A 14,030-nucleotide genomic window follows, 5' to 3' on the forward strand; every position below is an offset into this window, starting at 1 on the left:
CTCCTGGTCCCCGAAGTAGCCACCGGCGCCGCCCCCGACCTGGACGAACTCCGAGCCGCCTGTCTAACAGCCGTCAACCAACTAGCCACCGCCGACGAGATCCTGGTCATCGGCTCCGCGCCGCCCGGACTCCACCGCGGTTCGGGGGATGGGGATTCTCGCCCTAGCCCCGCCGACGTGCTCGCCGACTCCGTCGGCATCGGGCCAGGCGTTGTCTACGGCGGGTCGGCGGGTGGTGGGTTCGGGGCGTACGGCGCTGCTTCTGTTCGGTTCGGGGAGGGGGATGCGGTGCTGCCGCTCTCTCTGGCGATCGGGGGTTGGTTGCTGGAGCAGTCCAAGGCGGCTGCTCTCCCGCGGACGTACCGGGCGATTGATCCGGCGGCTGCTCCGGCTGTGTGTGCTGAGCTCGGGCGGACGATTGCTGCGGGCACGCGGCGGGTTGGGTTGTTGGTAATGGGGGATGGGGCTCCTCGGCGTAGTGAGCACTCGCCGGTGCACCTGCACCCCCGCGCGGAGATCTTCGACCAGACGGTGGCTGCGGCACTGCGTGCTGCCGACGCCGACGTACTGGCTGCGCTCGACGCCGACCTAGCAACCGAGCTGCAAGCGGCCGGGCGGGCGCCTTGGCAGGTGCTGGCTGGGGCGCTTGGTGAGCTGCGGGGTGACCTCCTGTACGACGCGGCGCCGTACGGGGTCGGCTACTTCGTGGCCAGCTTCAGCTGACCGGTACGTCCGGCCAGCGCGGTGCGGTGGCAGCGAGGTCCTCACGACCGGCTGCGGTGAGCTGCTCGACCAGCTCAGTCCGAGCGGCCTGTACGGCGGCCACTGCGGACTCGACTGTGTCGTGGGGGCCGGACCAGCGGCAGACCGCGTCCCCGGCATACCAGTCGCCGGCGGACGAGCGCCGTACATGGGAGGCGGCGAGCCGGGCGGCCGGGAGGTGTACGTCGGCCAGCTGGATCACAGCGTCGACGGCCACGACCGGTGCGGTCAGATCCAGCAGCGGACGCAGCTCAACTGCGTCGGTGCGGACGAACTCGTAGCCCGCAGGCGCCCGCTCGGCCAGCCACGCCAGGGCCTCGTCAGCGGTCTGCCGCAGCAGCTCCGGGTCGGCGAGTGTGTGGACGCCGCACTGGCGGGTGTGGGTCGGGCGGAGCTCGTTCTGCCAGAGGCGGACCTGGAGCTCGTCCCGGCCGGACAGCCGTCGGCCCAGAATGCGAGCCAGGCCGACGATGTCGAAGTTCAGCTCGTCCGGGGTGCGCTTCAGTCCTGGCTCGAGCGGCATGCCCGGCAGCGTCCCCCGAGTGGTCCACGGCCCGACATGCCACCGAGTCAGAACAGTCACACCCCGACCCTATCGAGTCAGGGCTTGACCGGCGCATCCACGCCGAACGTCTTGGCGAGGTCGGTGAGGATGACCCAGGCGCCCTGCAGGCCGACGGCGGTCATCCAGGTCAGGTCCGGGACCTCGTGCACCTTCGGGGCGAGCGGCTTCCAGAGCGGGTTGGCCTTGAACTCGCCGGCCGTCTTCGCGCCCACGCCCTTGTCGTCGGCGAACGTGGTGACGAAGATCGCGTCCGCGTCGGCGTCCTTGATCCGCTCCGGGCCGATCTCCAGCGCGAACCCGTCGACGTCCTGCGACTTCGGCCGGGCCAGGCCGGCGTCCTTCAGCACGATGCCGGAGAAGGTCGCCTTCTGGTAGAGCCGGGTCGGCCCGTCGAGGAACCGGACCACCGAGACGGTCGGGTTCGACGCCTTGGTGTTGATCGCGGTCCCGACGGCCTTGGCCGCGGTCTCGTACGACGTGATCTCCTTCTCGGCCAGGGCTTCCTCGCCGAGCGCCTTGCCCTCGAGCCGGATGTTGTCCTTCCAGGTCGGCCCGGTGGTCGCCGACATGATCGTCGGCGCGATCTTCGACAGCTGCTCGTAGAGCTTCTCGTGCCGGACCTTGGCGGTGATGATCAGGTCCGGGTCGAGGTCGGCGATCTTCTCCAGGTTCGGCTCGGCCAGCGTGCCGACCGCCTGGGCGTCCTTACCGAGCGTGTCCCGGTCGGCACCGAGGTACTCCGGCAGCTTGTCCTTGATGCTGCGGTAGTCGGTGTAGCCGACCACCGGGGTGTCCAGGATCAGCGTGGCGTCCACGAAGCTCGCGTCCAGGGCGACGACCCGCTTCGGCTTGGCCGGGATCTCAGTCTTGCCCATCGCATGCTCGACCGTGCGCGGGAAGCCGGTGGTCGACGAACCGGACGCCTCCGGGGTCTTACCGTCGTCCGACGAGCCACAGCCGGTCAGGGCCAGCGCGGTGACGGCGAACAGGGCAGTAATGCGGTGCAGACGCACGGGTCTCTCCTGGTGGGACATGGGGTCGCGTAAGGTGACTGACGACCTCTGACAAGTAAGGCAACGCTAACCTATGTCGTCCCCTGCTCGGCGCACAGTGTTCCTGGTAGTGCTGATCGTCATACTCGCGCTGGTCTTCGTTGCCAGCTTGGCATTCGGGTCGCGCTGGCTCGGTCCGGGCGCGCTCTGGCACGCGCTGACGGCGAACGACGGCTCCGACCCGGATGTGATCATTCGGAGTCTGCGGGCGCCTCGGACGATCGTTGCCGTCCTCATCGGTCTCTGTCTTGGTGTCGCGGGGGCTCTGATGCAAGGCCACACTCGCAATGCGCTCGCCGAGCCAGGCATCTTCGGTGTGAGCGCCGGGGCTGCCTTTGCTGTAGTCCTCGGGTTACAGCTCGGAGTGGTCGAGTCAGTCGGCGAAACAGTCTGGGTAGCACTCGCGGGCGCGCTACTGGCGACGTACGGCGTGCAGCGGCTGGCGTCGCGGGGGAGTGGTGCCACTCCGGTCGGGCTGGCTCTGACGGGTGCTGCGGTCGCTGCGCTACTCGGTGCGATGACCTCGGCGATCGTGCTGTTGGACAGCACCACTCTGGACAGTTATCGCTTCTGGGCGGTCGGATCGGTGGCAGGACGTGGTCTGGACGTTGCCGGTCAGGTGCTGCCGTTCGCGGTGATCGGCCTGGCACTCGCTGCGTTCAACGCACGTGATCTCGACCTGCTGGCGCTCGGTGAGGATGTGGCCGCGGGACTCGGGCTGTCGATCCCCAGAGCCCGTCTGATCGGGCTGGGTGCGATCGGCTTGCTCACTGCGGCCGGAGTCGCTGCCTGTGGCCCGATCGGCTTCCTGGGCTTGCTGTCTGGTCATGTGGCTCGGCAGGTCTTCGGTTCCCGCAACACCTGGCTGATCCCGGGTGCCGGGTTGGTCGGTGCGAGCGCCATGGTGCTCGCAGACCTGGTCGGCCGGTTGATCGGCGGTGCTGGTGAGGTGCAGGCCGGTGTGGTGCTCGGCATCGTCGGTGCGCCGCTGTTCGTGCTGGTGGTTCGCCGCCGGGCGGTGGTGCTGTGAAATCCCGCACAGTCGTGCTGAGCCTGCTCTTCGCGGCACTGGCGGTAGCTGTAGCCCTGCTGTCGTTGAGCATCGGTACGTCGAAGGTCCCGATCGCCGACGTGATCGACGTACTGCTCGGTGGTGGTCGCCGTGGGCAACGACTGATCGTGTTGGACCTGCGACTGCCCCGAGTCGCCACCGGACTGCTGGTCGGGATCGCCTTCGCCGTGTCCGGTGCGCTACTGCAAACCCTGTCCCGCAACGCGTTGGCCAGTCCGGACATCGTCGGGGTGAACTCGGGTGCCTCGGCCGGAGCAGTGGCGGTGATCGTGCTGGCCGGGAGTGGCGGTGGCAACATCTCGGGGTTCGCGGGCCAGGTCGGGATCCCACTGGCCGCCGTACTCGGCGGACTCCTTGCCACCGTGGTTGTAGGCGCACTGTCGATTCAGCGCGGTCAGGTCGACGGTGGCCGGGTGGTGTTGATCGGTGTGGGCATTGCCGCCGCTGCGAACTCCCTGGTCGCCTGGATGCTGGTGATCGGTGATGTGAACGACGCCGGCCGCGCTGCAGCCTGGCTGGCTGGTTCGCTCAACTCACGCGAGTGGAGCGACGCCGTCCCGGTGCTGATCGCTGTAGTGGTGCTGTTGCCGGTAGCAATCATGTTCAACCGCGACCTGTCGGCCATGGTGCTCGGCGACGACGTGGCGTCCTCACTCGGCGTGCGCGTGGCGCGCATCCGACTGCTCCTGCTGATCGTGGCGACCGTCCTTGCTGCCATGGCGACCGCAGCTGCCGGTCCGATCGCTTTCGTCGCTCTGGTGGCTCCGCAGGTCGCACTGCGGCTCACGCGGATGGAGCGGCCGCCACTGGTGACAACCGCGTTGCTGGGCGCAGTGTTCGTCGTACTGGCTGACCTGCTCGCGCGAAACGGTCTGGGCTGGCTCCACTTCGGACCGTATGAGTTGCCCGTCGGTGTGCTCACTGCCGCGGCCGGAGCGCCGTACCTGCTTCACTTGATCGGCCGCCAGCAGAAGGGGCGTTGAGATGCACGTCGAGAACCTCACCCTCGCGTACGGCGCAGATGCGCCAGTCGTGACCGGGCTGACGCTGGAGGTGCCGGCCGGGCGGTTGACGGCGATCGTCGGACCGAACGGGTCCGGCAAGTCCACACTGCTGCGGGGCATGAGCAGGTTGATGCCTCCGCAGAGCGGTCACGTGTTGCTGGACGGCGAGGACATCCACAAGCTGCCCGCTCGTGAGCTGGCCCGGCGACTCGGCGTACTGCCGCAGGGACCGGTGACGCCGGAAGGCATCACCGCCGCCGAACTGGTGTCGCGTGGCCGGCATCCGCACCGCGGACTCTTCGGGCGGCTGACCTCCGACGACGACTCAGCGATCGACGAGGCGTTGGCTGCGGTCGAACTGACCGAGCTGCGGGACCGCCCGGTTGATCAGCTGTCGGGTGGACAGCGGCAGCGGGTCTGGATCGCCATGGTGCTGGCCCAGGGGACTGCGCACCTGCTGCTGGACGAGCCCACGACGTACCTGGACCTGGCGCACGCAGTGGACGTGATGAACGTCGTCCACGCCGCAGCGCATACCTCCGGTCGCACTGTGGTGGTCGTGCTGCACGATCTGACGCTGGCCGCGCAGTACGCCGATCACCTGGTCGTGATGGGCGCTGGTGCGATTGCGGCTCAGGGGCGGCCGGCCGACGTACTGACCTCAGGGCTGCTGGATGAGGTGTTCGGGCTGCAGGCCACGGTCGTGGAGGTCGGTGGAGCACCTGTCGTCGTGCCGGATCGTAGGCTTGCTGGGTGACCCACTCCGTTCGCTCCCTCGTGGACATCCTGGCCGACTCGGTCGACTGGCTGTCCGTGCGGACGGCGGACGCCGTACCGGGACCGGAGTGGGTGTCCTGTGCACAGGTCGTTGCTGAGCAGCAGGCGGGCGGTGATCCGACGCTTGAGTGGCGCAGCCGGGTGGCGGCCGACTATGCGCGTGATTACGGCGTCGATCCGCCGGTTCAGGTCGCGGCGATGTTCACGCTGATGTGGTACGTCCAGGTGCCTGCACTGGTCGCCGGGGTGCTCGGTGCGGCGGTTGGCGTCACACCGGAGGTTTCCCCGGCGGCGCTGGCGTTTCGCGTGCATCCGACGGCGCACTACCCGATTGAGGTCGCGCTGTTGTCCGACCGCGTCGTACCGGTGCAGACTGCGGCAGCGCAGCTTCAGCAGCACGCCAAGGCGTTTCTGGACTCCTACCGGCCCGGGGTGAAGCTCGGCTCGCTGCAGCGGTTCGGAGCGGTGGACGACGAGGTGCGGTCTGCGCTGCGGATGCCGGACAGTGCGCCGTACGCCGGTGAAGCGGCCACGGCGTTCGGCGTCTCGCTGGAACAGAAGCTGCGGACGTCCTGCTGCTACTTCTACGTGCTGCCGAGGGTGAACGCCTGCACCACTTGTCCCAGGTTCCGCTGAATGGTCTATACCACCTCCGTCTAAAGGATTGCCCGGTTCCGGATCGGCCCTGAGGCTGTTCCGCATGCAGTGGATACGTGCAGTGCTGACAGGCGCACTCCTGGTGACATCGACGGCCCTGGCGCCGATGGCACACGCAAGGGAGGCAGCCGGTGCTCTCCCGGGTATGTGGACCGAGACGGCGTACAACTCGGTCTTCAAGGACAGTGGGCGCTCTCCCGAGGCCCGCGACGACATCCGTCTCGACACGGCGAAGAACGACTCCGAGGGTGCGCAGATCGTGCTGCGAGGGCCCGCCGCGTTCACGGTGAACAGCGTGGACTTCACGCCGCTGACCGGGCCGTCGGATGCCATCGCGGCCAGCGAGATCACCTACAACCCGGTCGGGTACCACTCCCTGAACCACAACTCGGTCCTCGGCTGGGAGCCGGACAGTTTCGTGACGCCGACGGTCCGCAAGGGGGCCGGTGACTATCCGGACCGCCTGCTGAACGCACAGTCCATCGCCGTACCGGCAGGGCAGACCCAGTCGATCTGGGTCCGCGTGCACGTTCCCGCCACGGCCGCTGGTGGTGTCTACACCGGCCGGGCCACAGTGCGGACGACGAACGGCGACCTGTCGGTGCCGATCACTGTCAACGCCCGCAACGTGGTGATCCCGCCGGCGGACCAGAGTGAGTTCACCAACGTGATGTGGACGAACTTCCTCGGTCTGACGTCGTGGGACCCGGGTGACGGCGACACCGTCGAGCTGTTCTACGGCTACAAGCGCTACTCGGCGGACTGGTGGCAGCTGATCGACAACTGGGCCGAGTACATGAAGCGGTACCGGCAGAACAACCTGCAGTTGCCACTGCTCAGTCTGCTCCGTGACGGCGGCAGCACGGTCGATGCCAACGGCAAGTACACGTTCAACTGGAGCAGGTTCGACGAGGTCGCGCAGCGCTTCCTGGACAAGGATGTCGTGCACACACTCGAGCTCTTCACCGGCTCCGGCCCGAAGAACAAGGAGAACAACCCGGAGTACCCGCGGTACATGACCGAGGTGATTCCGAAGAACCCGGCTCAGGCGGTGCCCGACTATCCCTACTGGAACACCGCCGCGGCGGACAACTGGTACCGGCAGTTCTACCCGGCGGTGCGGCAGCACCTGATTGACAAGGGCTGGCAGGACAAGTCCTGGATCCACATCGGCGACGAGCCGGGCGCGGGGTCCGAAGGCTGGGACGGCATCCACGCGAAGCTGCGCCAGTACTGGCCGGAGGCGAAGGTCGGCGACGCGGTGGTCAACGACAAGGCGGAGCACATCGCGGATCTCACCGACATCGTGATCCCGAACCTGCACACGTACACCGACGCCACCAAGGCCGACGGCAGCAACGTGTTCGACGACGACCGGCGCGGCGGCAAGCCGCTGTGGTTCTACAACTGCAACATCCCGGCCGGCAACCACCTGAACAGGTTCATCGACCAGCCCCAGTGGAGTCAGCGCCAGACCATGTGGCTGGCCTACAACAAGGGTGCCACCGGCTACCTGCACTGGGCCTACGGCAACTGGCAGGCCCCGCTGGACAAGCAGGATGTCAAGGGCGACGCCCACATCGTCTGGTACGACAAGGAGAACCACACCATCGAGTCGTCGACGCGCTACGAGTCGCTGCGGGACGGCATGGAGGACTGGGAGGTCCTCAACAAGCTCGGCAAGACCAATCCGGGTCTGGCCCACGATCTGGCCAACAGTGTGGCGCAGGCGAGCGACACCTACACGCCGGACGTGGACTACATGCAGCGGGTACGGCGGATCGCGCTCGACGCGGCAGCGGGGTTGCCGGTGCTGGCCAAGGACCTGGCGCGGAACCGGACGAGCAGTGCGTCGAGCGGTGACTCCAACAAGGCAGTCGACGGCGACAGTACGACGGCCTGGCAGCCCACCTCGGGCACTGGGACGAACTGGGTCCAGGCCGACCTCGGCCGGCAGGCGCAGGTCGACGGTGTCCGGCTGAAGTGGGGCACAACGCATGCGAGCAAGTACCGCGTGCTGACCTCGTTCGACGGGACCAAGTGGGCCGAGGCCGGCTCGCGGGCCGACAATCCGATCGACGACAAGGCCAAGCCCGGTGGGGACGACTTCGTCGGGCTGAACGTGAAGGCGCGGTACGTGCGAGTTGAGGCGACCGCGTCCAGTGGCGGCGCGACGCCGTACCAGCTGCTCGACCTGCAGGTGGCTGGCAACCTGCTGCTGCAGCAGAACATCGCGGGTGGCAAGGCGTATGAGCGGACGAACCCGTCGGCCCGGTTCAAGGACGATGCGAAGACCGAGGCGACGGACGGTGTGCTGAGTGACAACTGGGGTGACGGTAAGAGCTTCGGCTACGAGCTCCTGGCGGACGGCAACGTCGTCCGGCCGACCGTGACCATCGACCTCGGGTACTCGCAGGCCGTCGGGACCGTCCGCTTCCATGCATACCAGGAGTACCCGGACTACCGGCCGGACATGATCACGGTCGAGACCAGTAACGACGGAACGAACTACAGCGAACGGGGCCGGCTGAGTTTCGTCAACGGTGCCTCGAGCATCTGGTACGACCTCGGCTTCGCACCGGCGACCGCACGCTGGATCCGGGTGACGCTCGACAAGAAGCGGACCAACAAATACCAGTCCGGTGTTTTCGTCGACGAGATCGAGGCGTACGGCGCCGGGCAGCCGGGTGACGTGATTCCGGGGTCTACGGCGTACCAGTGGGACGACCGGAACAACGCCGGGCACCAGGTGATCTTCGCGCCGACCGCCACCGGGACGCTGGGCCGCTGGGACTGGAGCGCCGCGGCCGGTCTCAAGCGCGACGATCTGGGCGGCGGTCCGATCTCGGGGAAGACCACTGGGTACGCCTGGTACAACCAGCAGCATGCGGTGGCGCGCGGCCTGAACGGGAAGCTGCAGCACTGGTGGTGGATCGAAGGGGAGACGACGCCGCACTACGCGGACTGGGGCGGTGACGCGGCCAGTGACCCGACCGCGGTCGTCTGGTCCGGCCAGCAGCACATCTTCGCGAGGTCGTCGTCGGCCGACCTGCAGCACTGGTGGTGGGACCCCGCCGATGGGCAGCTGCGCCTCGACCGGTGGGCCGGTGCGCCAGGGCCGATCGTCGGCACACCGTCGACGTACGTGTGGGGTAACCAGCTGCATGTGGTCGCACGGGGTGCGAACAACCACCTGTACCACTGGTGGTGGGTGAGCGGTGAGTTCGAGCCGCACTTCGCCGACTGGGGTGGTGAGGCGTACTCCGACCCGACGACGTTCGTCTGGAACGGACAGCAGCACGTGTACGCCCAGGCGGCCGACGGACAGCTGTTCCACTGGTTCTGGGACGCCGGTAGCGGTCTGAACAAGGTGAAGTGGGGCGGTGCGCCCGGCAAGTTCGTGGGAGCTCCGTCAGCGTTCAAGACGGGCACACAGCAGCACGTCGTAGCCAGGGGCCCGAACAACACCCTCTACCACTGGTGGTGGGACCAGGGCCTGGGCATCGTGCAGTGGGAGGACCGCGGTGGTGAGGTGTACTCCGATCCGGTCGGCTTCGCCTTCGGCAACCAGCACCAGTACTTCGCACAGAGCAAGTCGAACACGCTGGCGCACTGGTGGTGGGTCCCTGGCGACCCGAACAACGGCTGGCACTACAACGACTGGGGCGGGAGTGTGCTGTACCGCCAGTAGTGGACCCGCCGTCGCTCGCTGATTGAAGCGCTTCCACCAGGAAGTTCTTATCTGCAACGAAAAATGTCGGTGGTCGCCTGCAGGATGCGGGGCATGGTTCACATCGTGCAGGTGTCATCGACGAGTAATCCGGACGTGGTTGTCCGGGGCCGACCCGAGAGCTACGGTCGCTGACGTGACCTCGTCCGGTGGTGCTCCGGCGACGACCTCGATCGGCTCCCGGGCCGAGGCCGAGGGATACGTCGCGATGGTCTGTTTCAAGCACGGCCCTCCGCAGCTGCACGGCGTCGAGCTGGAGTGGACCGTTCATCACGCGGAGGACCCGCGACGGCCCCTCGACGCCGGCCGGTTGAGCAAGGCACTGGGCGTGCACGCGCCCGCCACCCTGGTCCCCGGCAGCCCACAGCTGCCACTGGGCCGGGGTGCTCTGGTCACTGTGGAGCCGGGTGGCCAGGTGGAGATCTCCGGCCCCGCCTCTGCGTCGATCAAGCAGCTGGTCGACGACACCGCCGCCGACGCGGCCGAGCTGGCCGCGTTGTTGCAGTCCGAGGGCCTCGTCCTCGGCGAGCACGGCCTGGACGCGTTCCGCAGTCCGCGCCGCATTCTGACTGTCCCGCGCTACGCGGCGATGGAGCACGCCTTCGAGCGGGTCGGCCCGCACGGCCCGCGGATGATGTGCAGTACGGCGGGACTCCAGGTCTGCCTCGACGCCGGCGAGGCGGACCAGACCGCACTGCGCTGGCGCGCGCTGCACGATCTCGGACCGACCCTGGTCGCACTGTTTGCCAACTCGCGGCACCGGGCCGGCTCCGACACCGGCTGGGCCTCCGCGCGCACCGAGGCCACGTTCGGTACCTGTGCCCCGTTCACCGAGCCACCGCCGCTGGACGGGGACCCGGCTGCGGCCTGGGCCCGGACGGCGATGGAGGCGCCGGTGCTCTGCCTGCGCCGTGGCGACAGCTGGATCGCACCGGACGGGCTGACCTTCGGCGACTGGGCCGAAGGCCGGCTGCCTGGCGACAGACCGACGTACGACGACCTTGAGTACCACCTGTCCACGCTGTTCCCGCCGGTGCGGCCGCGCGGCTACCTGGAGGTGCGCTACCTGGATACACAGCCGGGAGACGGGTGGATCGCCCCGACCCTGCTGATCAGTGCCCTGATGTCCGACCCGACCCGCATCGACCAGGTGCTGGCCGCAGCCGAGCCCGGCGCCGGCCGCTGGTTCCCGGCCGCCCGGGACGGCCTCAACGACAAGCCGGTGGCGCAGGCAGCTGCCGAGGTCGTCGACCTGGGCATCGACCTACTCGACCGCACCGGCGTCACCCCTGAGCTTCGTGCTGCCGTCGCAACCCGGCTGCAGCACATCGTCGACGACACCCAAAGAAGGCGAGCGTCATGAGTCAGCACCAACTGTCCGATCTGTCCGATGAGGGCCTGCGGGCGTTTGTGGGGGAGCAGCTGGAGCGGTCGCGGCGGCGGACTGCTCGGCTGGCTGATGCGGTCGACACTGACGACCTGATCAAGCAGCACTCGAAGCTGATGTCGCCACTGATCTGGGACTACGCGCACATCGGCAACCAGGAAGAGCTGTGGCTGGTCCGGGACGTCGGTGGTCGGGAACCGCTGCGACAGGACATCGACGAGCTGTACGACGCGTTCATGCATCCGCGCGCGGATCGGCCGACGCTGCCGTTGCTGGGGCCGGTGGAGACGCGCGCCTATGTCGAAGAGGTTCGGGACAAAGTGCTCGATGTGCTCGACCACGTGAAGTTCGACGGTGGTCGTGAGCTGGTCGACAACGGGTTCGCGTTCGGGATGATCGTGCAGCACGAGCAGCAGCACGACGAAACGATGCTGGCGACCCACCAGTTGCGGCGCGGCGTGCCGGTCCTTGATGCGCCACCGCCACCGGCCGGTCGGCGCCTGGCCGCTCCGGAGGTGCTGGTGCCCGGCGGGGTCCTCGAGATGGGGACGTCGGTCGAGCCGTGGGCGCTGGACAACGAGCGGCCGGCGCACGCGGTCCGGGTGGCGCCGTACGTGATCGACACCGTTCCGGTGAGCAATGGGGACTACCTGCAGTTCGTGACCGGTGGTGGGTATCAGGATCCGCAGTGGTGGTCCGAGGCCGGCTGGGCGCAGGTCCAGAAGGCGTCGCTGACCGGGCCGCGGTTCTGGGAGTTCGTGGACGGCGAGTGGTGGCAGCTGCGGTTCGGCAAGCGGGAGCAGTTGCCGCTGGATGAGCCGGTGATGCACGTCTGCTTCTACGAGGCAGAGGCCTACGCGAAGTGGGCAGGCAAGCGGCTGCCGACCGAGGAGGAGTGGGAGTTCGCGGCGCGGTTCGACCCGGCGACCGGGCGGACGCGGCGGTTCCCGTGGGGTGACGAGAGCCCGGGCCCGCAGCACGCGAACCTCGGCCAGCGGCACCTCGGTCCGGCGCCCGTCGGTGCCTACCCAGCCGGTGCGTCGCCGCTAGGTGTCGAGCAACTGATCGGCGACCTCTGGGAGTGGACGTCGAGCGACTTCAGTCCGTACCCCGGCTTCCGTGCGTTCCCGTACGACGAGTATTCGCTGGTCTTCTTCGGGCCGGAGTACAAGATCCTCCGCGGTGGCTCGTTCGCCACCGACGAAGTGGTTGCCCGCAGCACCTTCCGGAACTGGGACTACCCGATCCGCCGGCAGATCTTCGCCGGTTTCCGCTGTGCCCGCGATCCGCGTCCTGAGGAGCTGCGCGCCTGATGTGCCGCCACCTCGCCTACCTCGGCCCACCCGTGACGCTGGCCTCGCTGGTGCTGGACCCGGAACATTCCTTGTACGAGCAGTCCTGGGCCCCGCACGACATGCGTGGCGGCGGCACGGTGAACGCCGACGGCTTCGGCCTCGGCTGGTACGCCGGTGGTCCGGTTGCTCGCCGGTACCGACGGAACGTGCCGATCTGGACGGACGACAACCTGCGCGACCTCGCCGACGGAATCACCTCCGGCGCGGTGATCGCCGCCGTACGGAACGGGACGGATCGGATGCCACATGAGGAGTCGGCGGTGGCGCCGTTTCGCAGTAGGGGCTGGTTGTTCAGTCACAACGGCCGGATCCCGGGCTACCCGGAGTCCACGGTGAAGCTGGCCGAGCAGTTGCCGGTCGCCGATCTGCTGACAATCGATGCACCGGTCGACTCCGCGCTGTTGTGGGCGCTGATCAAGCATCGCCTCCACGACGGGGCCGACGCCGGCGAGGTGGTGGCATCCGTCGTACAGGAGGTGGAGGCCGTGGCGCCGGGCTCGCGGCTGAACGTGCTGCTCACCGACGGCACGCAGCTCGTCGCCACCACGTGGACACATTCGCTCTGGGTACGGCGGACTTCCGACTCGACCACCGTCAGTTCGGAACCGTTCGGATCCGGGCACTGGGACGAGGTCCCCGACCGCTCGTTGCTTGTGGCTACCGCTACCACCGTGAGCATCACCCCGATGGAAGGACCGTAGTGACCCAGATCGACGTACATCTCACGCCGGACTACGCCGCTCGAACCCTTCGCGAGGATGTCCGCGCCGGACTGACCGCCGACGCGAAATGGCTGCCGCCGAAATGGTTCTACGATGCCCGCGGCAGCGAACTGTTCGAAGAGATCACCCGACTCCCGGAGTACTACCCGACCCGCGCCGAGCGCGAGATCCTGCAGGCCCGCAGCCGCGAGATCGCCCAGCTGACCAAGGCGCACACCCTCGTCGAGCTCGGATCCGGCTCGTCGGAGAAGACCCGCCTGCTGCTCGACGGACTCCGCGACCACGGCACGCTCACCACGTTCGTCCCGCTCGACGTCTCGGAGTCGGCGCTGCGCGAGGCGTCGGACGCGATCAACGCCGACTACCCGACGATCGACGTACACGGCGTGGTCGGTGACTTCACCGCCCACCTCGACAAGCTCCCCGGCGACTCACCCCGACTGGTCGCCTTCCTCGGCGGCACGATCGGCAACCTGCTGCCGGCCGAGCGCGCCACCTTCTACCGCTCGATCCGCGACGTACTCGAGCCAGGGGAGTGGCTCCTCCTCGGCACCGACCTGGTCAAGGACCCAGCCACCCTGGTCGCGGCGTACGACGACTCCCAGGGCGTGACCGCCGAGTTCAACCGCAACGTGCTCCGCGTGATCAACCGTCAGCTCGGCGCCGACTTCGACGTGGAAGCGTTCGAACACGTAGCCCGCTGGGACCCCGACAACGAGTGGATCGAGATGCGCCTCCGAGCCACCAGCCCGCAACGCGTCCTCATCCCCGAAGTCCACCTGGAGATCGACTTCGCGGCCGGCGAAGAACTCCACACCGAGATCTCCGCCAAATTCCGCCCCGAACGAGTCGAGGCAGAACTGTCCACCGCCAACTTCACCCCCACCGCCTGGTGGACCGACCCCCAAGCCCGCTTCGCCCTATCCCTCTGGCAAGCCACCTAACCC

Annotated in this window: 12 protein-coding genes; 10 read left to right on the top strand and 2 right to left on the bottom strand. The window is 68.0% G+C overall.

From position 1 onward, the window contains the following. Positions 1–723: class III extradiol ring-cleavage dioxygenase family protein (locus tag E1261_RS35740; protein WP_132414159.1), on the top strand; the 723-nt coding region annotated here is incomplete at its 5' end. Here E1261_RS35740 and E1261_RS35745 read toward each other — a convergent pair. Next, positions 716–1,345 (bottom strand): hypothetical protein, encoded by a 630-nt coding sequence (locus tag E1261_RS35745; RefSeq protein WP_132414160.1) that lies wholly within the window; start codon positions 1,343–1,345, stop codon positions 716–718. The genes E1261_RS35740 and E1261_RS35745 overlap by 8 nt on opposite strands. Positions 1,346–1,362: 17 nt before the next feature. After that, on the bottom strand, positions 1,363–2,340 hold the full coding sequence (locus E1261_RS35750; RefSeq protein ID WP_202875322.1) for an ABC transporter substrate-binding protein: 978 nt from the start codon (positions 2,338–2,340) through the stop codon (positions 1,363–1,365). A gap of 73 nt (positions 2,341–2,413) precedes the next feature. Here E1261_RS35750 and E1261_RS35755 point away from each other — a divergent pair, with 73 nt between their 5' ends. The 9 genes from E1261_RS35755 (at position 2,414) to egtD (ending at position 14,027) form a co-directional block, all read left to right on the top strand. Then, complete coding sequence (locus E1261_RS35755; protein ID WP_132414162.1) at positions 2,414–3,409, top strand: FecCD family ABC transporter permease; 996 nt, start codon at positions 2,414–2,416, stop codon at positions 3,407–3,409. Beyond that, positions 3,406–4,434, top strand: coding sequence for a FecCD family ABC transporter permease (locus tag E1261_RS35760; protein ID WP_132414163.1), 1,029 nt, complete (start codon positions 3,406–3,408; stop codon positions 4,432–4,434). Before E1261_RS35755 ends, E1261_RS35760 begins: the two co-directional genes overlap by 4 nt. A gap of 1 nt (position 4,435) precedes the next feature. After that, positions 4,436–5,212 (top strand): ABC transporter ATP-binding protein, encoded by a 777-nt coding sequence (locus tag E1261_RS35765; protein ID WP_132414164.1) that lies wholly within the window; start codon positions 4,436–4,438, stop codon positions 5,210–5,212. Next, positions 5,209–5,868, top strand: a complete 660-nt coding sequence (locus E1261_RS35770) for a (2Fe-2S)-binding protein (RefSeq protein ID WP_132414165.1) — start codon at positions 5,209–5,211, stop codon at positions 5,866–5,868. The genes E1261_RS35765 and E1261_RS35770 overlap by 4 nt, the downstream gene beginning before the upstream one ends. Before the next feature lie 64 nt (positions 5,869–5,932). Continuing rightward, positions 5,933–9,580, top strand: a complete 3,648-nt coding sequence (locus E1261_RS35775) for a glycoside hydrolase domain-containing protein (protein ID WP_132414166.1) — start codon at positions 5,933–5,935, stop codon at positions 9,578–9,580. A gap of 175 nt (positions 9,581–9,755) precedes the next feature. After that, a complete protein-coding gene (locus E1261_RS35780) occupies positions 9,756–10,982 on the top strand; it encodes a glutamate-cysteine ligase family protein (RefSeq protein ID WP_132414167.1) in 1,227 nt (408 codons plus the stop codon). Then, complete coding sequence (gene egtB, locus E1261_RS35785; RefSeq protein ID WP_132414168.1) at positions 10,979–12,319, top strand: ergothioneine biosynthesis protein EgtB; 1,341 nt, start codon at positions 10,979–10,981, stop codon at positions 12,317–12,319. The genes E1261_RS35780 and egtB overlap by 4 nt, the downstream gene beginning before the upstream one ends. Next, the gene (egtC, locus tag E1261_RS35790) at positions 12,319–13,062 is read left to right on the top strand and encodes an ergothioneine biosynthesis protein EgtC (protein WP_132414169.1); all 744 of its coding nucleotides are present in this window, start codon (positions 12,319–12,321) and stop codon (positions 13,060–13,062) included. Before egtB ends, egtC begins: the two co-directional genes overlap by 1 nt. Continuing rightward, positions 13,062–14,027 (top strand): L-histidine N(alpha)-methyltransferase, encoded by a 966-nt coding sequence (gene egtD / locus E1261_RS35795; protein ID WP_132414170.1) that lies wholly within the window; start codon positions 13,062–13,064, stop codon positions 14,025–14,027. Before egtC ends, egtD begins: the two co-directional genes overlap by 1 nt. Positions 14,028–14,030: the final 3 nt, after the last annotated feature.

Origin of the sequence: Kribbella albertanoniae, assembly GCF_004348455.1 — a bacterium.
Taxonomy (GTDB): Bacteria; Actinomycetota; Actinomycetes; order Propionibacteriales; family Kribbellaceae; genus Kribbella; species Kribbella albertanoniae.

Excerpts from the sequence above, each read along its gene's own strand:
- egtC (WP_132414169.1), top strand. The coding sequence starts at position 12,319 with ATGTGCCGCCACCTCGCCTACCTCGGCCCACCCGTGACGCTGGCCTCG.
- E1261_RS35765 (WP_132414164.1), top strand. The coding sequence starts at position 4,436 with ATGCACGTCGAGAACCTCACCCTCGCGTACGGCGCAGATGCGCCAGTC.
- E1261_RS35755 (WP_132414162.1), top strand. The coding sequence starts at position 2,414 with ATGTCGTCCCCTGCTCGGCGCACAGTGTTCCTGGTAGTGCTGATCGTC.
- E1261_RS35775 (WP_132414166.1), top strand. The coding sequence starts at position 5,933 with ATGCAGTGGATACGTGCAGTGCTGACAGGCGCACTCCTGGTGACATCG.
- egtB (WP_132414168.1), top strand. The coding sequence starts at position 10,979 with ATGAGTCAGCACCAACTGTCCGATCTGTCCGATGAGGGCCTGCGGGCG.